Raw genomic sequence first — 20,945 nt, 5'->3', positions numbered from 1 at the left:
TAGATTTAGCGGGTAGTTCACCTCCTATTATATTCAATGCATTCTGGGGGATGAAATATGCAGGAGTATGGACTGCTTATAGGTGGAGAGTGGACGGATTCTTCAACAGGAGAAACTTTTGATGATATGAACCCGGCAACCCTGGAGAATTTAGCTGTGCTGCAGGTTGCCGGTATAGATGATGTGAACAGGGCAGTTGAAGCTGCAAAGGCGGGATTTGAGCTGTGGAGCAAGACTCCGCCTCCGAAAAGGGCTGAGGTGCTTTTCAGGGCTGCCCGGATCTTGCAGGGGCGAAAGGAAGAGCTTGCCTCCCTGATGACGCAGGAAATGGGAAAGGTGCTTGCCGAAACCAGGGGGGACGTGCAGGAAGCCATCGATATCACATATTACGCCGCAGGCGAGGGACGCCGGATGTTCGGGGAGACCACGACTTCGGAACTCCGGGACAAGTTCTGCATGACCGTGCTCCGGCCCCTGGGGATTGTGGGCCTGATTGCACCCTGGAACTTTCCGATTGCTATTCCTGCCTGGAAAATCATGCCAGCCCTTGCCGCCGGAAACTCGATCGTCTTCAAGCCGGCAAGCGATACCCCGCTCCTTGCAATCAAACTGGTGGAAATCCTGATGGAAGCCGGTCTGCCCCCGGGGGTCATAAATCTGGTGACCGGGCCCGGGGGGACTGTCGGAAAAGCAATCGTCCGGCACCCGGATATCCGGGCAATTTCCTTTACCGGCAGCCTTGAGACCGGGAAATGGATCATGGGGGAATGCGCAAAAGCCATGAAGCGGGTCTCCCTGGAACTGGGTGGCAAAAACCCTGTGATAGTCATGGACGACGCCGACCTGGACCTTGCCCTTGACGGTGTCCTCTGGGGAGCCTTCGGGACAACCGGCCAGCGCTGCACCGCAACCAGCCGCCTGATCCTGCACGAAAAGGTAAGGGAAGAATTTACCGCCCGGCTGCTTGCAAAGACCAGAGCCCTCAGGGTAGGGGACGGCCTCCTTCCCGAAACCGACGTGGGACCTGTGATTAACAAAGCCCAGCTCGAAAAGATCGAACGCTACGTCCGGATAGGGCAGGAGGAAGGAGCAAAACTGCTTATCGGGGGAAAGCTCATTGCCCCGGAAACCTCTGGCCTCTCCGGCTATTTCTTCGAACCCACGGTCTTTACCGACGTTAATCCGGACATGCGAATCGCCCAGGAGGAAATCTTCGGCCCGGTGCTCAGCATCATCACGGTTTCAAGCTTCGAAGAAGCAATAGAAGTCGCAAACAACACCCAATTCGGCTTATCCTCTGCCATCTACACGGAAAACATGGGAAACGCCTTCCGGGCAGTCGAAATGCTCGAAACCGGGATCACCTACGTCAACGCTCCCACCATAGGCGCCGAAGTCCACCTGCCCTTCGGGGGCGTAAAAGGGACAGGAAACGGTTTCCGGGAAGCAGGGACCGATGCCATAAGGGAGTTTACGGAAGTAAAAGCCGTGTACATCGACTACAGCGGGAAGCTGCAAAAGGCCCAGATCGATACCGATTGAAGGGATTTGAAAGAAAGAGCTGAAAGAAGGGAATTGACGAAAAGGATTTGAAAAAGGGGATTCAGAGCAGGGGATACCAGATAAAAAGATCAAAGATAGGGGATACCAGCTAAAAGGATTAAGAACGAGGGGGAATGGTTTGTGGAAGATAAAAGAAAAGGGGAAAGAAAAAGGGAAAGAAAGGAAGAGCACGGAATGGGAACAGGAGATAAAATGAATCCTCAGATGCAGGAAATCGGAATGCTTGACACCATCGGTCCAAGGTCCCTTGAAGTGATCGAAGAGGACTGCAACGTGATGTCCGCCTGCGAGACCCGTCCCTACCCCCTGGTGGTGGACAGGGCGAAAGGTTCCGTAGTAACGGACCTGGACGGCAGGGAGTACATCGATTTCGTTGCCGGGATCGCGGTCCTGAACGCAGGCCACTCGAACCCGGCTGTACAGGCTGCCATCTCCGCCCAGCTTGAAAAAATGACGCACTGCTGTTCTGCGGACTTTTTTGCCGAGCCTCCCCTGAAACTTGCCCGAAAACTCCGGGAACTTTCCGGCTACTCGAAAGTCTTCTACTGCAACAGCGGGACCGAAGCCGTGGAAGCCGCAATCAAACTTGCCACCTGGAAGACCGGTAAGCAGAACCTGATCGGCTTTTACAACTCCTTCCACGGCAGGACCTTAGGCTCGCTTTCCCTCACCTCCTCCAAAGCCCGGCAGAAAGAGCACTTCCCCGGCATCCGCACCGTGCACACCCACTACGCCTACTGCTACCGCTGCCCCCTGAACCTGGAATACCCCGGCTGCGGGGTCGAGTGCGCAAAGCAGATCGAAAACCTGATCTTCAGGAAAGAACTGAACCCCGAAGACACAGCAGCCGTTTTCGTAGAACCCATCCAGGGCGAAGGCGGCTACATCGTCCCTCCCCCCGAGTTCCACAAAGAGCTCCGGAAAATCTGCACCGATAACGACGTCCTCCTGGCAGCCGACGAAGTGCAGGCAGGCTGCTTCCGCACCGGCCCCTTCCTTGCCATGGAAAACTTTGGAGTAAAACCCGACATCTCCTGCCTTGCAAAAGCCCTCGGCTCAGGCCTTCCCATGGGCGCAATGCTCGCCGACGCCTCTCTCATGGACTGGCCCCCCGGTGTCCACTCAAACACCTTCGGCGGAAACCTCCTCGCCTCAGCAGGCTCCCTTGCAGCCCTGGAATTCATGGAAAAAGAAAAAACCGGAGCCCACGCCAGGTCCCTCGGCTCCCATATCCAGCAGCGCCTCCGGGAACTCCAGGACTCCTACCCCTGCATAGGCGACGTCCGGGGCCTCGGCCTCATGATCGGCGCCGAAATCGTCAAACCCGACAAGTCCATCGACCCCGCAACCCGGAACCGCATCGTCCGGGAAGGCTACAAACAGGGCATCATGCTCCTGGGCTGCGGGGAATCTGTGATAAGGTTTTCACCGCCGCTGGTTATGACAGAAGAGGAGGCTGATAAGGGGCTGGAGAGGTTTGAAGAGGCGGTGAAGAGGGGAGTGAGGTGAAAGAAGGTTCGTGTTTTTTTTGAAAATTGCTGTAGCCGGAAAAGTCTGATAGAAAAAAAAGCCAGTGTGGCCGGAATAGCCGTCTCACATGGTTATTGTTACCGTGCTCAGCACGGGCTTTTCCGGAAAGAAGTGGAGTAAGAGGAAATGAAAGATCGGATTAATATATAGAACATCTCAATTTTCTTCATAAAATTAGTTTTTCAAAATCTGAATCCCAAACTCCGATAACTTAATCTGTTTTTAAAATCTAACCGTAAAGTCGTGATAACTTTTATGATGTGGTATCATGGCTAGGTTAGGCGGCATTCACCTTGGAGGAACTAAGAATATAAGTCCAAATCAAACGTTTAATAGTGGTGTCGGTTTTTTTCTTGCTTCAAATAGTGAAATTAGCAAACTTTATTCATTAAATTGTAGGTCAAATGAAAGTTTTCCATTAGTTACTGAAATTGAGAAAACATTTTCATTTTTTGATGAAACACCACCTTTAAGCATTGAAAATAATGAGACATTTTCTTTAGATGACGGTATGTGGGAAGTAGAAGTAAAAAAAGACCACAAATCGATTGTTGCAAGATGCCCCCACTCTTTAAGCCCCGGCCAAATATTAAAATATGGTTTCGAAGCATGCCAGAAAGCTTTGGATCTCATATCTGTCATTCATAAGAAAAATATGATACTTAAAGATCCAGGAACTTCACACATATTACTTTTCAAAGAAAAAAACAAGTACATACTCAGAGAAGTTTCAATGGTAGATTTAGCTATTTCATTTGAAGTATCAGTTACTAAAATGGACAAGAATGGAAATATTGTTCCCGAACCGGTTCAACCAGAACCTGAATGGTTACCAGCATTTCGATACTATCGTCTATCTCAGTCAACTAACGACCTGTATGAAGCCTATAGGAATCTTTACTTGGGCTTCGAATCATTATTAAATGAAATACATACAAAAAGTAAAGAGGGAGAGGGAAAGTGGCTAAAAGATGCATTGTATAGTATAAATAAAAAGATTAACCTTTCAGAATATGTACCATCTGAAAGGATGGAAAATCCTGTAGATTTTATTTTCAAAAATCAGTATATATCAACGCGATGTCCCCTTTTTCATGCCAAAGATAAAGTAATTTTACCTCATGCACTTCTAAACCCTGAACAGGTTTCAACAGAATACAGAAGGTTGATAGAAATCTGGCATGCGATTGTATCAAGATATTTCAACGTATCTCCAAGTGGAGGTTTGGTTACAGACCAAGGATTTAAAGCTTTGATGGGGGGAATGTTTGATAATGGTTTTACATTTCAAGTAACAGATGACCCAACACCTTTGTCACCTGATGATTCTGTTGTTAGTCCCCTGAATCATCCAGTGATATCATTAAACGATATCGAATTTAAGAAAGATCATGCATTATGTCAAGTTATGCTAGCTGGAAACTTAGAAGGAACTGGCTTAAAAAAAATTGAGCTAATTCATCGTATTGGCCTGTTAAAAGAAGGCTTAATAACTGAAGAATTTATAGATGATGGATTGTTTTTGGAAGGAGTTGATCGGATGGAAATAAATCAAACCATTAGGTTAATAAACAAAAATAAACCCAAGACGGAGTTCTGAAAAAATTCATTCAACTGAATTTTAAACCCGAAAAAGATTCCCAGATAGAGAATCACATCAACTTCCTTAAAATACCCTTTTAGTCTACAAGCTAACCTTCCCATACTTTATATTTCTTTTGGAATACCTCCCTCTATACCCGCAGATTATGAAAATGCAGTCCAGCTTTGTGAAGTGTTCGCATTTCCTGCACTCCGTAAACCTTACGCTTTTCCCGATCTTTGGACAATTTACCACCCATCCCTCAAGCAATGAAAACACCCCTTAACCATCTTATTTTATCAACCCGACAACCCTGCCTAAAAACCCCTTCTCCTCTCCTCCCTCTTTCTCAATAACTGCCACATACACCGAATCCCCCGAATCAATGAACTTTCTAACCCTCCACCCGCTCCCCTTCAATATCTCTTTCATTTCGCCCTTTGACACATACAAATAATCAAACCACGGAGTCACGTAGCCACCGTACCTAACCCGAAGTCTCAACTGCCCGGGCATCCTCCCCCTCTTTTTGTTGGACTCCAGGTATTGCAGGTAAGAAGGATCAATCGAATTATACGGATCGGTGCTCTCGGCAATGATCCTCGCGTTATCCTCCGTAATTTCATGGAACTTTTCAAGCAGCAGCTTTGCCCTTTCGAAGCTCCCGAAAAGCCCGAAGTTATTTCCCAGCATGAGAATGGTCCCGAATTTTCCGGGTCCGGAATCTACTTTGGAATCAATCACGGAACAGACCTCGCTTATGGACATCACTTTTACTTTTTTAAGGCCCCTCAGTTTACAGACTTCAACCGCCAGGGGAGAAGTATCTATACCAAGGACATCGAACCCTTTTTCCTGAAGATACAGGGCATGCCTTCCGGCTCCGCAACCTATGTCCAGAACCCGCCCTCGTACGTAGCCCATGGCTTTTTGCTGGTATGAAGGCCAGTCTTCATATTCGGAAAGATAAACCTCCGGGCTTTCGGATACGCATAAGTGCCCGTATTCGCATTCTACAAGCTCAGATGCGCATTTTCCTCTAAAGCAGTCGTAGATTTCGTGGCCGTATGCATCCTGGTCGTCGTTTAGAACCTGGCCGTCGTCCACAAGCTGGTCATTGTTCAAGGCCCTGTCATCGTGCATAACTTACCCCACAAAAGTTCCCTGGATATCGATAAGAAGACAATGGTGAAAAAGGTGATGATATCCGGGTGATTTATCTGATATTTTACCATTAAGGAATTCTAAAGGCATAACGATAACCTGAAATATATTCAAAAAGAGGAATGAAACCCTGGAAAATCGAATATGAATTTCAGGATAGTCCTCCAATCGTCCTCTTATATTTCTCTTTCTCGACGTGGACTCTCAAACCGTAATCATGTCTATCAGTATAGGGGACTCGCTGTCTTGATATACATGTATAAAAACCGTGCTCCAACGGTGCAGGCTTACGTGTACTTCTTCCTCTACGGTTCCGTTATCCAGCGTAATCCTGAACGTATATTCTTTCATCTCAATGGAGTTTCGGAGGGAAAACGGCTTTTCTTCCGAGACCTTTTCATTTGGGCCAGGGGTGTATGTCTCTTTGAGTACGGATCTGTTATTCGAATCCAGTATTTCGACAGTTACTTCATGGCTGCCGGAATCATGGTTTACAACCTCAAAAAAGTGGGGCAAAGCCGGCCCGCCGAGCAGAAATATCAATACGTAATAACCCACGATTGCAGCCAGGGGCACCATTGCTACAAGGATGAGTATTTTCTTAAGATCTCGCATTTGCATCCCCTCTTCTGGAGAACAACTTCACAACATGCCCCAAATATTTCATATTTGTAGTTGAACAAAGGGATATATGCCTTTTATGGCCAAACCATCAAACTGTCAGAAAGAAACGGTTTATTCACTGTGCGCAACAAGGACCTTTTAGAAAACACAGCTCCTGCATAATAGTTAAAAAATAATAATGATCTCTATTGACAATTATATGGCATCAAAAAGATTATATAAAAGAGGGTGCATTGGAAATTGTGTTTGAAAATATTATGGAAGTTGTGGGAGAGGGAGTATGGGATATATTGCTAAATTTCTTGGGCATAGGAGTGGTATTTTTCCTACTGCTTGGTCTGGCCGTTTTTGTGTTTATTCTTCCATTTATCTGGCGGAAATTTTTATTTGGAGAATAACCCTCAGCATTAAACCCTAAAGTTTCCACATACTTTTTTGACTCTTTTATTATATATAGTGAGAGTCGCCGTTTTTCCCAACCCCCCTCAAAAATAACATTAGCCTTGCTGAACCGGCACTGATTTTTTGAAATCAAGCCAGCTTCAAGCCGCCTAATAAAATGAAAAAAGAGCAGCCCCCCTGCCCCATATCAGAAAGGAAAGCTTCCCTGATTCCTTCCTTTTTACTTCTGAGAACTTCCTGATTACTTCCTTATTCTTTTTTATTTCTGATTACTTTCTGATTATTTCCTGTTCTTTTCAGCATTCTTCAGCTTCTCTCCGGTGCTGCTGAGACTCATCAGCCTGCTCTCAACCGGTCCCTGTGGAAGATCAGCGCCAATGGAAAAGGACACGACTTTCTCTCCGGAAAGTGTTCTTCCCGGGATGTCGGGTTTAATTTCAAGCCTTTTCCCGGCTGGAAAATCAAGCCCTTCAGGTTTTGCTTCCATGGGCATGCCTGTCCCGAGCCCGAAGCCCTGGCCTGAAAAAAGCCTTGGTCTGGTCTCGGAGCTGAGTCTGGGCTGACCGGAAGGGGAAAGCCCTAAATCCCTGTCCTGGGAAAGCCGCCTGTTCAGGTCGGGAAATACGCCGTCAAACTGGTCAAGGGCGGGTTTGGAAAAAGCTGCGGTTTCGTAATTCGGAGTCACGTTTAATGCCTTATTTTCCCCCACTGCGGCCTGCCTGGAATGTTCGGATGAATGTGAAGATGAATTTGAGTCCTCGGATTTACTGCCTATCATACCAGTATGAATTGTCTCAAAGGTATATCAATTATACGAGGGGTTTGCGCATAATGTATCCGGGTCTTGCGAGCCAAAATAATTTTCTCTGGATCCACAAAGGATATTTGAAAGAGCTTCCCGGAGGGAAAGGCCCAATAACGAGAAAAATAAAGTAAATTCTTTGTAAAATGTGATGGAGTAAAATAGAATGATCAAAAAGATTACAAAGTTTATCACGCCAATTGTTACTTCAACTATTATTACAACTATTATTTTACTGGGATATTTTTATCTTGCACATGGTATCCCTCTTGTTCACGAAATGGGAAGAGATAATATCGCATCTGTACAACTTATGCAGGGAAACAAAACCATTACTCTCACTGATGATGAAGATATTGAGCAAGCGGTCAATGTTGTAAAAGTATTAAGTTTTCGATTTGGAGAAGCCAATGGCGGACCTGCTGATACGACATGCACATTTAATCTTAGAGATGGTTCAAAGATAGAAATAGGAGCCAGCAATGATACCATTTTTAAGAATGGCAAGCAACATGCTGGTATGAATGATTCATGTCGACTTTTTGGAAACTTAATGCAAGCTATTTTCTTCCCGGAAACACTGCAGGATGGGAAACTGTATAATTAACGAATTAGCTAATTCCAAAACTTGATTTAACCGCATTACTTTTGGGGGAGGTTCATTATAAAGAAAAGCCCCATGCTATTAATTGCTTTTTTTATCTTCCTTAATTCATCATCTGAAAAGACAAGATCCTGATAATGACGCATAGAGGTTAATGAATCGTGACCCTGAAGCAAACATAAACTGTATAAAATAAGCTATTTTTTACAATTAAATGATTCTAGAGTTTATAGGAATTTCATTTAAGGATTATGAGGAATCTTATATACCTTGTCTACCTTTGTTGTATTTTCAGTCTTTACTTTATAAAATTATACAAATCAAGGTAAAATCTCAGGTATTCATCATAGTCTTTTTCGTCAGCTTTTATTTCTACCTCTGCTCCAAGAGAAGGGCATGAAAAGATTAGCTTCGAATTAATACAATCTAGTTCTAATATATTTAAATACCTTCCTTCGCCATCCCCATAACTGAAACCAAAATCAGAAATTGCCTGAAACAGATATTTGTTTGTGTAATTTATGAAAAGTATGGCTACATCTAAAGCATCTTCAACTTCTTCTTCGCTTGGATTCTTGTACTCATGTTCTAAAAGATTTCTTTTCTTGTTGATTTTAGTCAAAATTCTAGGTGAAATTACCCCTACTTTATTTAAGAAATCAATTTTTTGGGGGAATCTCCATTTTTTCGATCTTTCAGATAAGCCAAATCCAATTAATAAGGAATCCAATTGAGCATCAATAGCTCTTTTAGAATTAGATAATGAATTTACTAAGTGGTGATCGTACTTAGCTGTCAAATCTTTCTCAGCAAATGTAAGAAAATCTGTTGGTGATATTTCAAAATTTGTTTCAACATTATCATAAGAGCAATGACTAAAATTATCCATAAAATTATCCATATCAATAATACTATTAAGGGACTCTAAAATAAATTCTTTCACGCACATCACCCTTTAAAACCAATCAATAAGAGTCTAGGAAAAGTCAACAATGCATGCTGTCAATGTTTCAACAGGATACAGGAGACTAAAGCTCTAACTTTCATTTCTACACCATTTAGGTGTATTTAAGTCCATAATTATTTCTTTTTCGATTTTGTTTAAATTTAATCTAGTTCATACAGTATCTAGTGGAAAGGGAATCCAAAGTCTTTACCTGAGTTGTTTTCCCTGTTGCTAACATTGCCCTAACGCCTTAAAAATACTTAAATTATCCAAACTTAGTTGTTGAAACCTGCTTTCGGCAGGTAAACATAAAAATTCATTTTATTTTTTACCGCTATCGATTATTACTATAGTTTGTGAATTTATTTAGTGTAAATTCCTTTGCTCTGTTGACAATATCCTCTAAAATTTAGGTTCATAGTGGAAGAGGAATATTCCAAAATACTTTAAATATTTAGTTATATTGATAGTGATTTTTAGATTTGTATCAATAATAATGCGATCTAAAATATTCATATGTTTAAATGTTGTTGCTGCCGAATGTAGGTTGAAATACTAGATTGTGGAATTATAATTAAAACATTCAGCTACCATCTTTCATTTATTTGAAAGAAACACTAAAAGATTTACCCTTATTCACTGTCTATTTTTCCTTTGTTTAGCAGTTCATCATACCCATTTTTCTTGTTATATTTCTGAGCCGAGTGTATAAATAGGGTTTCAAATATATCTATAAATTTTTTATTTGTGTCTTCAAAAGGAAGTATTGCAAACCAGATACTTTCTTTTTCGAATTGTGAGAAATCTAATGCTCCATATAGGCGTTCATATGATCGTATTGTTATTTTCAGGTCTTTTTCGATCCGTTCCTTAATCATTTTCTTATCGTTCTTATCGTAACTTTCTAACTTTTTTTTAAAGCCGCCTAATTTTGGTTTAGAATAATAATCTCTTAAAATTTCAGAGATGCCACATTGAGTTGGACTTTTATATGTTGTACCATTTTTTCGAGGTATATATCTGTTAAATAATCTCTTTTCAAATGATTTTTCTGTTTTGCCTATATATCGGGGTATGTCATCACGACCCCAAAGGTAAATTCCTGGCTGCTTAAAAAGAGGATAGATTTTATAGCCTGATGCTGACGTATAAGGTATTTTATGTAAGAAAAGTTCGCTCTCATGTTTACATAGACCATTATTATTTAATTCCTGTATCCATATGTCGAACATTTTGTCACAATGATTTTGCAAAGATGTGGACAAACTATCGCTGATACTTCTAGAGATACTAAGGATATCTTCTGAGATTTCTCTTCTTTCTTCTGTTATCGACTCTATTTCTTTTTCTAGTAAATTAAGACATTCCATATAAACCAAATTGACTACAACATATTAATAATTTTATTTAAGATTCAGGGTCAATTTTAAATAAGAACTCAAAAACTATGTTTATGGAGAAATGAGGATAAGACTAGAAAAACACATTGTTAGCAGGAAACAAAGAAAACACACAGGTTTTACTTTAAAACCTGTGTATGAATCTTTAATAATAGATGAAAATAATTTATAAGAAAGAATAGAAGGAAAAATAGAATTATTTATCGAAGGCGTCATCGTGTTTGCAACAGTTAATGATATGGATGTGAAATGTCCCAAACTATCTTGTTTGCTCAAAAGTTCTGACGTTAAAATTAAAATTTTTGAAGAAAACAAAGATAGAGATGAGGAACTTTTAGAAGTCGAAACTTTAATTTGCGACCTTAATCAGCTTGGATGTAGAGGACTTAACTCAAAATTCGATAGTGTAGATACCAATGAAACATTTAAGTCAACAGTTTCTGAGCTAAAAGTTGCAAAAATATTACTGAATAATAAGTATGACGTTGAATTATTATCTGAAAAAGATCCACGTTTTAAGAAAAAGAAAGGTGAGACATACAAATCTCCAGACATAATTTGCATAGACAATGATTCTACGATATGCATAGAAGTAACTAGCCTCAAAAATAGAACCGAATTTGAAGACTTTTTATCTATCTTCCTTTCTTCAGATTTGACTGATAAATGGATTGAAGTTCCTGTCCCTGGATCAAAGAAACTTTTAGAAAACAAACAAATAGATGGCAAAAATAAAGTAAAAGATTTTCCCAGCGAACTCACAAAAAATCCATTTATTATTGCCATCGAGATTCATGAATGGGGAATTAACGACGAGGATATTCGAAAAATATTATATGGGAATATATGCTGTTTTGGTTCAAACACTATGGGTATTCCAGAAGAGGCTTACGAAAGATCGAAACTCGAAGATTGGGAAAAAGTTAACACTGATGTGCAGACTCGTGATTCATGGATAAAAATCCAGAAGGCAATAAGTAAAGGATGGGGATCCTTTTTGAGTAAATATTCCTTGATTCCAAATTCATCAAATAACTCATATATAAATGAGGAGGGAATATTTGTTTTAGATAAAATGGATGATGTAAGTGCAATTTTAATACTTGACCACAGTAGTGACTGTTTCTTTTATCCTAATCCTTTTTGTAGGGATGAAATAAACAGTACAGAAATAACAAATTTCATCAATATGACTGAAGATGCTGAAGTATAAAATAAATGGTTCTACTTGTAACCTCAAGTTTCTGAATTGTTTCCCTGATTCTATGAGCAATTTCCTTACAGCTCTAACAGGTCAGGATAACATTTTCCTCTTTCAAATATCCTATAGAGCAGCCCCCAGATTTACAAAATAAACCCAAATCTTTAAACATTTTTTCACTCCTGCATAAATAGCTCAAATGCCAGTCTATTCTATTTTCTAATTTGGAAACCACACCAAACCGAGCCCATATCCTCGCAATTCGTACATTTCAGGAGATTGTTTGATATTCTGGGAAGCTGTCCTGAACTGAATGTTATATATCCAGTAAGTCAGGCCAGGTTTGGGGCTCATGCTCTTTTCTAGATAATCAGATAGATATACTGAAGGAGCCTTCCCGCCTGCGTCCTAGGAGATTCACGAGCCCAGGTCCAGCCCCCCGATCCTGTCGGAGAGCATATATATCCACTATAGGACCACTACCATAGCTGACCCATATTTTTTTAAAGCCTAAATTAGGAGGAGCCAGTTTATACCGAATATGATTACATGGAAATGCAAACGTCCATTTTGCTGGAAATTCTGGACGCATATGTATGTTAAACCCCTAGCAAGTAAGAATCAAGGAAGCGGCCTGTTTTCCCCAAGCTTTTAACATCTGAATATTTGTATCTCAAAGGGACATGGCACGAGGTGGAGCGGTAAGAGTCAGGAAAACGGCTTAAGGAAACGGTAATGTATGAGATCTATAGCGAAAATAGGTCGTGAAACTAAAAAGGAAATATATCGTAATGTAGATTGTGTTGAACGAAGGTGTAAACTATGGGAAACAGATACCAGATAACAGATTTTGAAACATGGAAAAGAAAAGAGTATTGTCAAATATACAGGAGCGCTGTGCAGCCTCAATATTGTGTGAGTTTTGAACTTGATGTGACAAATTTTAAAAAGCACGTTAAAGAAAATAAGGCTCTTCGTTGTCTTGTGTGGGAAGCCATCACAAAAAACAACATGGGCTTGAAGTGAAAATCACCTAATCCATCGAGAATGACGAAGAGCCGAAAATAATTGGCCATTTACGATGGCGTTTATATTTGCTGTTACGAAATGCGCAAATGAAATCGAGGAATTTCGGTATCGTTTTCTTGATGGTGAAGTTGTGTTATATGAATCCATTGATAAATCATTTACATATCTGGATAAAGAAACAGAATTATTTAAGGTAGTAAATGTTCCCATGCAGGATACGATTGAGAAGTTTGTACAATTGGCAGTCGTAACGGCAGAAAATCAAAAAGAACACTTTACAGGACCTGTAGAAAATGATGTATATCAATTCTCTGCCCTGCCGTGGATAACATTTACGCATATTTCGCACACGGATTTTGGAAATCGGGAAAAAGCGCAGCCCATATTTGATTGGGGTAAATATCATGAAAGAGAAGGCAAACTTATGATGCCGTTTTCAGTCCAGGTTCATCATGCATTTGTTGATGGTATTCATATTGGAAAACTTGCAGATAAGCTGCAGAGATACCTGGATGAAGTGTAGGTTAAAAGCATAACGTGAGAATCAGTAGTTCACTAATTTTTACTTTTCTTAAAGTTATGTCTTCAGATATCTGTATAATTGAAACATCGCCAGCCGGTTACATACCTGTATACGCTCGGGATTAAAAGGATTACTTTTACCTTCGGCTAGGCCGCAAGACCTCGCGGAAGTGTTCCAGGGCCCCAGAGAAGAAGGCGTAGAGTCTGACCTATGGGAAACCCTGTACCCGGTTATTTTGCTGACTATACCTTTTAAAAAATGTTTTGCCTGGCCGTTTTTATTGCTACCTCACCTAAAAACCTTAAAAGTTTCTAAATCTGCACATTTAGAAACCCTTTGCAGGTAAAAAAAGAAACAGGTTTTGTGCTAAAAAATGTGCACCAATGAATCATTAATGTTATTCACCCTTAGGGGGTGGGGGCTTTCCCCTTATGTTGTGTCTTCCCCCTTATATCGTTCGCCCTTAATGGTTGGGGCTTCCCTCTCACCCTTAGTGACTGTCCAATTGCCATGAGCAAATGTGGATTCCCCTTTCCCCTTAGTGACTGTGGAGTTCCACTTGCCTGTGACTGTGGGTTCCTCCTGCTTCGCGCCCTTTGAGACAACTATTGTACGTCTCAACGGAACTTTCCAGTCGCGTGGCGTGATTCTGTAAATCCCATCTAATGGTGTATTTCCAGCAGCATCTTTCTGGCTTGTATCCCAAAGACATGAGTAGGTGCCATATTTGGGTATAGCTATATTGGCTTTTGCATCTATAGTAAGCTCATAACGACCATTTTTATAACGCTTGTCTTCTGATGTAATTACGCAAAATGCACCATTTGAATTAAATTTTAACTCCTTTTTTTTATCCAAATTTGTGACTGTAATTCTTATTTTTTCATTTAATTTACACGAAACTCTGTCAATTACCCAATCTTCAAAATATTCTGACTCTCTTTTAAGTTTCCCCGTTTTAACTGAATAATTAATACGTATATTTGTAAATAACTCTATAAAGAATGCTCCAATCACTCCGATAATAGCTAAGATAAAAATAAGAATACTTACGATATTAACTTCGTAATTCAAATTTGGAGTTATATAATATGCAATAGTAACAAAAACAAAAGTCACAAGAATCATATGAATAATCGTCGATAATATTATTCTCTTATCATCGGCTTTTTGAGATTTATACCTATTATGCATAATGATAAAAAGAAATATAAGCGAAATAAACAGCAAAATACCTTTTTTATCATTTTCTTGAATAAGCGACCAATCTTTATAACTTGCTTCGTTAGTTGACAGAGTACTGGAATTTACTACCTTAGTTGATGAAGTACTGGTATTTGTTTCATTAGTTGATAGAGTACTAGAATTTACTACCTTAGTTGATAAAGTGCCAGAGTCTACTATGTTTGTACTAGTAGAATGTACTAAAGTAGAATTTACTGAAATATTTGATGGGATACCCGAATTTGATGAAGTAGTATTGATACTTGAATTTATTGAAGTAGTTGTTAGTGGACTAGGAGCTGCGGAAATAACAACCATGATACCAATTAATACCGCTATCAAAATAAACCCGATATAAATCCATTTGATATATTTCTTCAAATCTTCTTGCTCAAATCTGTCGGAAAGCGTTTCATTTAACTCGAAATTTAATACTGTTGTTTCGAGAATTCTTGCTCTAATTGTGGCTGCCTCAATTATTCTTTGATAGTATATATCCAAAATATACAAACCAATGATAAATGCGATGGTTATCACAATTAGACCTATTTTCGCAGGGTTGCCTAACTTGATGTAAGACTGAATAGCATCAACGGCTAATAATCCAGTAATTACAGTAAAACCATATCTTCGTAAACCATCTAAACATTCATCACATTTAGATATAGTAGCTCGAGCTTCTTTCCATTCAGTTAAAGCATTCTTATAAGACTCGTCATCCGGCACTTCACTCCTCCATTACAAACTGATTTTCATTGGTCATCGGTTAAGGGACAATGTGTCTAGTTTGATGAAAATTCACAAATTGACACTCTCAGAATTTCCTTTATTCATCGAATTTGATAACATGCTGATTATTATCAAAATATCAGCCCGTAATGATTGACGACCTATGTGTAAATGAAATCACAAAAAGCCACAAAAATTATTATCAAATTTATATATATTATAAACTATAGAAACGCAGTTCAGAATCTAAGGAACTGTCACAAGATAAGTTATGAGTGTTATCTACGAAGTAAATTCTAAATTGGTGACAATGGTCATAAAAATCAGGGAATCCAATCGAAACCTGTACATCAATGAAACAGAAAAGAATGCAAGTTTGATTCTGAAAGGTATTTAAGTTTTCAACTGCGTTGCAATTCCAATCTAAAGCAGAGCTTCCGCTATCTGATTTTATATTTTCCATTGTTAGAAGCTAATTTCAATTAGTCTGGAAACTCTGGTGAAATTTCCGTCTTCTATTTCCACCTTCAATCTGCCTTCAATTTACATCTTCACTTTCAACCCTTATTTTTCCCTCTTTACTTTTCGTCCTCAAGCTTCTCGTTTATCTTCTCTTCACAGAACTCTTTTCCTTTCCTTGCAGCCTCATTCCCGGGGCTTAGTTTCAGCGCCCTTGCATAGCACTTGAAAGCCTCCCGGTATTCCCCGAATTCGCAGAGGAGTCCGCCTCCGCTGAAGAGGGAGTTCAGGTGGTCGGGGTCACTTTCCAGGGAATGTTTGTAGGCTTCCAGGGCTTTTTCCCTTTCCCCGAGTTCCAGATAGGCTTTGGCTTTCCAGTACCAGGTCTCGGCGTTGTCGGGACGCATGAGGGGAGCCTTGTTCCGGGAAAAGAAACTGAACCTGGGAAGCTTACATGCCCAGTCCGAAGCCTTTTTGGGCTCCATTTTCAGGGCTTCTTCGAAAACCTCCAGGGCTCTTTCCGGAAAGCCCATCCTGAAATAAACCACGCCCTTGCTGGTCATGGTTTTGGGGGATTCTGGGTCCAGGGAAAGCGCTTTATCAAAGGCTTCGAGCGCTTCTTCATTTCGCCCGAGAGCCGAGAGCACAAAACCCCGGTTGGACCATTCGGTTGGGCTGTCGGGGTTCAGTTCCAGGGCTTTGTCAACGACTTCCAGGGCTTCTTCGTACTTTCCGAGCTTGAAAAGAGCCATCCCGCAGCCGGACTCTGCTTCAAAGACCTTTCCCAGGAAGGTGTTTGCACTCTCCTCTTTGCCATTTTCGAAAAGGAGGTCTGCCATTTCTTTCCAGGTCTCAGCGGCTTCCCCATATGCTTCCAGGGCTTCTTCATATTTATCCATCTCGAAAAAGACCCTGCCTTTGCCGGAGCTCTCTTCGGCGGCTTTTTCAAGGGTTTTAAGCGTTTTTGCCATTTTTGCCATTTTTTTACCTCATATCCACAACTATCGGGATTACCGGTACTGCCATATTACCGGAATTATCGAAATTACCTGAATCAATATAATTATTAGAATTTGTATCCGGATTCAAAACCAGTTTATTAAACCTGTTATTTATCCAGATAAATATTTGAAGTTTTATAATATATAATGTTCTGAGATTTAATAAGGTTCATTGATTCTGACTAGAATTTCCAGCCCTGATTCTACAAAATATGAAGCTCATTTTCAGATCCCTTAGAAATCCAGTCGTATTGCTTGACATATTGCTTGAAACGGCCCTGTTTTTAGTGGAAGGGTTTACTATAGACCCCCAGTTCCGGGATTTTCCCTCATCGCATTGATAACAGGGGCTCTCACCGCCCGCTTTGCGGGCGGCCTTTCCCTAAATATCTAAAAAAAAGAGCTTGCAAACTAAATTGCCATTACTGGATTTTATTTTTATTCAACTCACTTGACGTCAATATTCTGCCTTTACAGTCAATGCCCCAAATTCCTTCATCAATCTCAAGTTAAAGTTTAACCACAGAAAGCACGGAAAACACGGAATAAAAGAAATGGGGAACAATCCTTCCGTGCTTTCCGTGTCATCCGTGGTTTAAAATAAGTGTAAATATTTACTTCCGGGACTGCAAATCTAATTTCTGCCTTTAAACCTAATTTCCACAAATCCAAAACAAATTGCATTTGTTGAGGGCTTCTACATAGCCCATTTCCCGAACTTATTTAACCCGCTATTCCCGATACAATACGAGGTTTACATAATGAATGCCGTAAAAATTCTCGGAGTAAGCGGAAGCCCCCGGAAAGGCGGGAATACCGACATCTTGCTCGACAACTTTTTGAAAGGAGCGGAATCAGCAGGAGCTGAGACGAAAAAAGTCCTGTTAAGGGAATATTCAATCGAGTCCTGTGTCGGCTGCGAAGGGTGCCGGAAAGCCGGGACCTGCATCAGGTTCCACGACGGGATGGAACTCCTTTATCCCGAAATCGAGGAAGCTAAGGGGCTTATCCTCGGTTCCCCGACCTACAACTACAACGTAACCGCCCCGATGAAAGCCTTCATCGACCGGCTCTACCCCTACTACAATTTCACCGACGAACGCCCGGGACCTTACTCGAGCAAGCTTGGAGACCAGGGACGAAAGACCCTTGTTTTTACAGTCTGCGAGCAGGAGAAACTTGAAGAAATGGGCTTTACGCTCGAAGCCCTCGGTATGCCTCTTGAAGCCCTGGGTTATGAAGTGGTGGAAAAATTCCTTGCTACAAAGTGCTTTGCGAAGGGCACGGTTTCAAAGAATGAAGAATTGCTCGAAAAGGCGTTTGAAAGCGGAAAAAAGATGGCAGAGGCTCTCCGGTGAGCCTGAGGAGTGAGGCTAAGCCGGTGAAGCGAAGAAACTTTCAAAAAAAGATTGATGATTGATTTTTGAGTTCAATCAATTCAGAAACCCTTGATGAATCCCTAAATGGAGAAGATTTTCAGAAATTTATGGCAGGAAAGGAACAATTTCTGCGTATTCAAGGATTTATTCAGGGAAAAGCCGGCCGCCTTCGGCGCCCGGTGAGAGCATGGGGTTCGATTTGCAGTAGTCGAACAAACCCTGCCCTAAAACCAATTATTATTTTTTTGGCACTTCGGTTATTTTGTACTCACTTTCTCCCGCAAAACTCATTCCTTGCTTCCACCAGAGCCTTCAGGTTTTTAAGCGGGGTTTCCGGCGCAAGCCCGCAGCCCGGAGCAAGCACATCAACGCCTGCTTGCAGGGACTCGAATGCTCCTCTTTTAACGTCTTCCGGCTTTCCGGCAAAGAGTGTCCTCGACGTTGAGACGTTTCCGATGACGGCAGTCCCGCACTCATGGGCTATGTGCACGGCGCTTTTCAGGTCCTTTATGCTCTCCTCAAGACTCAGCCCGTCATACCCGCACTCGGCCATATCCGCAATAATCGGGTCGGCGGAGCCGCAGATGTGAAGGACGCTTTTGCCCCCCAGGGCTTTCGGGATCCTTGCCATGCCCGGTTTTATCAGGCTCCTGAAGGCATTCGGGGAAATCATGACAGGGGAGGAGACGGCATCGGCTATGACGACTACATCTGCTCCTCTTTTCAGACACTCCCTGCCGTACATAATGCAGGCGTCGGTGCAGAGGTCCACCAGCCTGGTTACGAGGTGGGGGCTTTTGATCGTCCACTTCAGGAAATTCGAAATCCCGCAAAGGGAGGTCGCAAGGTCTCCGGGGCCTTCCATTCCCACGATTAGCGGGAGCTTCGAGCCTGCTTTTTCCCGGAGGATTTCCGTGGCTTCCAGGACAGCCGGAATCCTGCCCTTTTTAAGGAGAACTTCTGGAGCTTCGGGGAGTTTGGGGATTACAGGAGGACGACCGACGATGCCTTTTGTCACTGCCGGGGGCCTGGCTTTCGTGCCAGGGTCAATGCTGCAACCCAGGGCTTCTGCAAGCACAACCACGTCAAAGGGATACCTGAGGGTTTCAAAAGAAGCGTTCACGTACTGGGAAAAGGCAAGCAAAGCCATTTTGTCGGGCTGGCTGTCAGCCTCCGGGCGGGCTGCCCCGCTAAGGTCCATCAGTTCGAGGACAGGGGTGGTTGTGAAACTGCCTACCGGCGGGTTTGCAGGGGTCTTGCCTGAGAGAACGTTGAGGATTTCTTTCCTGAAGTTTGGTTTTTCCATAAAAACTGCCCCGGAATAGTATTTTTAGCTGAGAGGTATTTTGGTGGAAGAGTATTTTCAGCTGGAGAGATATTTTGGTGGAAGATGTATTTTTAGCTGGAAAGTTATTTTCAGCTGGAGAGGTATTTTCAGCTGGAGAGGTATTTTTAGCTGGAAAGTTATTTTCAGCTGGAGAGGTATATTCAGCTGTAAAGTTATTTTCAACTGAAGCTATTAGCTGTTATCGGTAATCGTTGAAGAATAGATGAAAATAAAAGATATTAAGAAAGATGTTAAAATGATGTTAAATAGATGCAAAAAATAGAAAGGGAAAGAGAAGAGAAATTTACTCCTCTCCGATCCATTCGTTGACTTTTTCGGGGTTGTTTTCGACCCACTTTGAGGCAGCCTCTTCAGGAGCCATGCCGTTTTCGATGTCCATCATAACGGACTGGATGTCGTCATGGGTCCAGACAAACCTTTCAAGGATGCCGTAGAGGTTTGGCATGTCTTCTGCAAGACCCAGTCTTGCGAGGGTCTCAACGTGGTCGGCTTCTCCGTAGAGGCCTTTGGGGTCGTCAAGGTATTTAAGCTCCCAGCGGTTGAAGGTCCAGTGGGGAGACCAGAGGGTTACAACGATGGGGTCCTCGTCGTCCACGGCTTTCTTTAGGGCAGCGGTCATGCCTGCACTGCTGCTCGATACCAGGTTGTAGTCGAGTCCGTATTCCGTGATTGCATCTTCGGTGACCTGCATGATGCCCGATCCGGGGTCGATTCCGACGATTTCGCCGTCGAACTGGTCCTTGTTGGCATTGAGTTCCTCGATGGAGTCAATTTCCACATATGCGGGCACAACAAGTCCGATCCTGCAGCCTTCCAGGTTCACCTGGACGGAGTCAAGCTGGTCCCCGTAGGTTTCCCAGTAGTTTGCCTGGGTCTGGGGGAGCCACGCTGATGTTGTGAAGTCGAACTCACCGGAGGCCACACCCTGGTAAAGGGGTCCTGCATCCACTGCAATGATGTCCACATTGGTATACCCAGCCTGCTGGAGGACCTGCTGGATTACATTGGTACTGGCAATTTCCCCATCCCAGAGGACGTACCCGATCTTCACAGGCTGATCAAGTTCGGAAACTTCAGCAGTTCCTGCAGCACCTTCCTCAGAGCCGTCTTCAACTTCTTCTCCGTTGTCAGCACAGCCTGCTCCGAAAATGAAGAGACCGAGGACAAGCCCGACTATGAAAATTAATTTAAGTTTTTTCATATTATTTGTCTTTATATCATTCAATATAACACAACCACTTGTAATTCAACAACTTAATTCAACAACTTAATTTAACAACTTAATTCAACGACTTAATTCAACAACTTAATTTAACAACTTAATTCAACGACTTAATTCAACGACTTAATTCAACGACTTAATTCAACGACTTAATAACGACTTAATTCAACGACTTAATTTAACAACTTAATTTAACAACTAAATAGGATAACT

The 20,945-nt window shown here is 42.0% G+C and carries 19 protein-coding genes; 10 read left to right on the top strand and 9 right to left on the bottom strand.

Translation table 11 applies throughout. From position 1 onward, the window contains the following. Positions 1-57 precede the first annotated feature (57 nt). The 3 genes from MSMTP_RS07945 to mauJ all read left to right on the top strand — a co-directional run bounded on the left by MSMTP_RS07945 (position 58) and on the right by mauJ (position 4,693). A complete protein-coding gene (locus tag MSMTP_RS07945; RefSeq protein WP_048178554.1) occupies positions 58-1,542 on the top strand; it encodes an aldehyde dehydrogenase family protein in 1,485 nt (494 codons plus the stop codon). Between the two features lie 141 nt (positions 1,543-1,683). Then, positions 1,684-3,072: an aminotransferase class III-fold pyridoxal phosphate-dependent enzyme gene (locus MSMTP_RS07940; protein ID WP_231582966.1), complete on the top strand. Its 1,389-nt coding sequence runs from the start codon at positions 1,684-1,686 to the stop codon at positions 3,070-3,072. Positions 3,073-3,361: 289 nt separating this feature from the next. Then, entirely contained in the window at positions 3,362-4,693 is a 1,332-nt protein-coding gene (gene mauJ, locus MSMTP_RS07935; protein ID WP_048178553.1) for a methylamine utilization protein MauJ, read from the top strand. Positions 4,694-4,966: 273 nt separating this feature from the next. Here mauJ and MSMTP_RS07930 read toward each other — a convergent pair whose 3' ends face one another. Together MSMTP_RS07930 and MSMTP_RS07925 are read right to left on the bottom strand one after the other, a co-directional pair. Further along, complete coding sequence (locus tag MSMTP_RS07930) at positions 4,967-5,818, bottom strand: methyltransferase domain-containing protein (protein ID WP_048178552.1); 852 nt, start codon at positions 5,816-5,818, stop codon at positions 4,967-4,969. A 225-nt stretch (positions 5,819-6,043) separates the two neighbouring features. Then, positions 6,044-6,454: a hypothetical protein gene (locus MSMTP_RS07925; RefSeq protein ID WP_048178551.1), complete on the bottom strand. Its 411-nt coding sequence runs from the start codon at positions 6,452-6,454 to the stop codon at positions 6,044-6,046. 197 nt (positions 6,455-6,651) lie between these two features. Here MSMTP_RS07925 and MSMTP_RS19130 point away from each other — a divergent pair, with 197 nt between their 5' ends. Next, positions 6,652-6,861 (top strand): hypothetical protein, encoded by a 210-nt coding sequence (locus tag MSMTP_RS19130; RefSeq protein ID WP_156153740.1) that lies wholly within the window; start codon positions 6,652-6,654, stop codon positions 6,859-6,861. Between the two features lie 284 nt (positions 6,862-7,145). Here MSMTP_RS19130 and MSMTP_RS07920 read toward each other — a convergent pair whose 3' ends face one another. Further along, entirely contained in the window at positions 7,146-7,643 is a 498-nt protein-coding gene (locus MSMTP_RS07920; RefSeq protein ID WP_048178550.1) for a hypothetical protein, read from the bottom strand. A 190-nt stretch (positions 7,644-7,833) separates the two neighbouring features. On the opposite strand from MSMTP_RS07920, the gene MSMTP_RS07915 reads away from it, so the two are divergent. Further along, entirely contained in the window at positions 7,834-8,274 is a 441-nt protein-coding gene (locus MSMTP_RS07915) for a hypothetical protein (protein WP_048178549.1), read from the top strand. 295 nt (positions 8,275-8,569) lie between these two features. Here MSMTP_RS07915 and MSMTP_RS17925 read toward each other — a convergent pair whose 3' ends face one another. Then, positions 8,570-9,214, bottom strand: a complete 645-nt coding sequence (locus MSMTP_RS17925; RefSeq protein ID WP_052718320.1) for a hypothetical protein — start codon at positions 9,212-9,214, stop codon at positions 8,570-8,572. A gap of 635 nt (positions 9,215-9,849) precedes the next feature. Continuing rightward, complete coding sequence (locus tag MSMTP_RS07905; RefSeq protein ID WP_197076168.1) at positions 9,850-10,449, bottom strand: hypothetical protein; 600 nt, start codon at positions 10,447-10,449, stop codon at positions 9,850-9,852. Positions 10,450-10,834: 385 nt separating this feature from the next. Here MSMTP_RS07905 and MSMTP_RS07900 point away from each other — a divergent pair, with 385 nt between their 5' ends. The 3 genes from MSMTP_RS07900 (at position 10,835) to MSMTP_RS19945 (ending at position 13,370) form a co-directional block, all read left to right on the top strand. Continuing rightward, complete coding sequence (locus MSMTP_RS07900; RefSeq protein WP_048178547.1) at positions 10,835-11,830, top strand: hypothetical protein; 996 nt, start codon at positions 10,835-10,837, stop codon at positions 11,828-11,830. A gap of 810 nt (positions 11,831-12,640) precedes the next feature. After that, entirely contained in the window at positions 12,641-12,844 is a 204-nt protein-coding gene (locus MSMTP_RS19950) for a CatA-like O-acetyltransferase (RefSeq protein WP_231582965.1), read from the top strand. A 55-nt stretch (positions 12,845-12,899) separates the two neighbouring features. Continuing rightward, positions 12,900-13,370: a CatA-like O-acetyltransferase gene (locus tag MSMTP_RS19945; protein WP_231582964.1), complete on the top strand. Its 471-nt coding sequence runs from the start codon at positions 12,900-12,902 to the stop codon at positions 13,368-13,370. Between the two features lie 429 nt (positions 13,371-13,799). Here MSMTP_RS19945 and MSMTP_RS07890 read toward each other — a convergent pair whose 3' ends face one another. Both MSMTP_RS07890 and MSMTP_RS07885 read right to left on the bottom strand, forming a co-directional pair. Then, complete coding sequence (locus MSMTP_RS07890; protein WP_048178546.1) at positions 13,800-15,320, bottom strand: hypothetical protein; 1,521 nt, start codon at positions 15,318-15,320, stop codon at positions 13,800-13,802. A gap of 581 nt (positions 15,321-15,901) precedes the next feature. Further along, positions 15,902-16,762, bottom strand: a complete 861-nt coding sequence (locus tag MSMTP_RS07885) for a tetratricopeptide repeat protein (RefSeq protein ID WP_048178545.1) — start codon at positions 16,760-16,762, stop codon at positions 15,902-15,904. A 782-nt stretch (positions 16,763-17,544) separates the two neighbouring features. On the opposite strand from MSMTP_RS07885, the gene MSMTP_RS07880 reads away from it, so the two are divergent. Continuing rightward, positions 17,545-18,141 (top strand): flavodoxin family protein, encoded by a 597-nt coding sequence (locus MSMTP_RS07880; RefSeq protein WP_048178544.1) that lies wholly within the window; start codon positions 17,545-17,547, stop codon positions 18,139-18,141. A gap of 289 nt (positions 18,142-18,430) precedes the next feature. On the opposite strand, the gene mtaA is transcribed toward MSMTP_RS07880, so the two are convergent. Beyond that, positions 18,431-19,468 (bottom strand): methylcobamide:CoM methyltransferase MtaA, encoded by a 1,038-nt coding sequence (gene mtaA / locus MSMTP_RS07875; RefSeq protein ID WP_048178543.1) that lies wholly within the window; start codon positions 19,466-19,468, stop codon positions 18,431-18,433. Positions 19,469-19,542: 74 nt separating this feature from the next. Here mtaA and MSMTP_RS19125 point away from each other — a divergent pair, with 74 nt between their 5' ends. Next, positions 19,543-19,698, top strand: a complete 156-nt coding sequence (locus MSMTP_RS19125) for a hypothetical protein (RefSeq protein WP_156153739.1) — start codon at positions 19,543-19,545, stop codon at positions 19,696-19,698. A gap of 95 nt (positions 19,699-19,793) precedes the next feature. Here MSMTP_RS19125 and MSMTP_RS07870 read toward each other — a convergent pair whose 3' ends face one another. Further along, the gene (locus MSMTP_RS07870) at positions 19,794-20,711 is read right to left on the bottom strand and encodes a glycine betaine ABC transporter substrate-binding protein (protein WP_048178542.1); all 918 of its coding nucleotides are present in this window, start codon (positions 20,709-20,711) and stop codon (positions 19,794-19,796) included. Between the last annotated feature and the right edge of the window lie 234 nt (positions 20,712-20,945).

This window comes from Methanosarcina sp. MTP4 (genome assembly GCF_000970045.1).
Lineage (GTDB): Archaea > Halobacteriota > Methanosarcinia > Methanosarcinales > Methanosarcinaceae > MTP4.
Note: the sequence above shows the minus strand (reverse complement) of the source record. Positions and strands in the feature narration are given on the sequence as shown.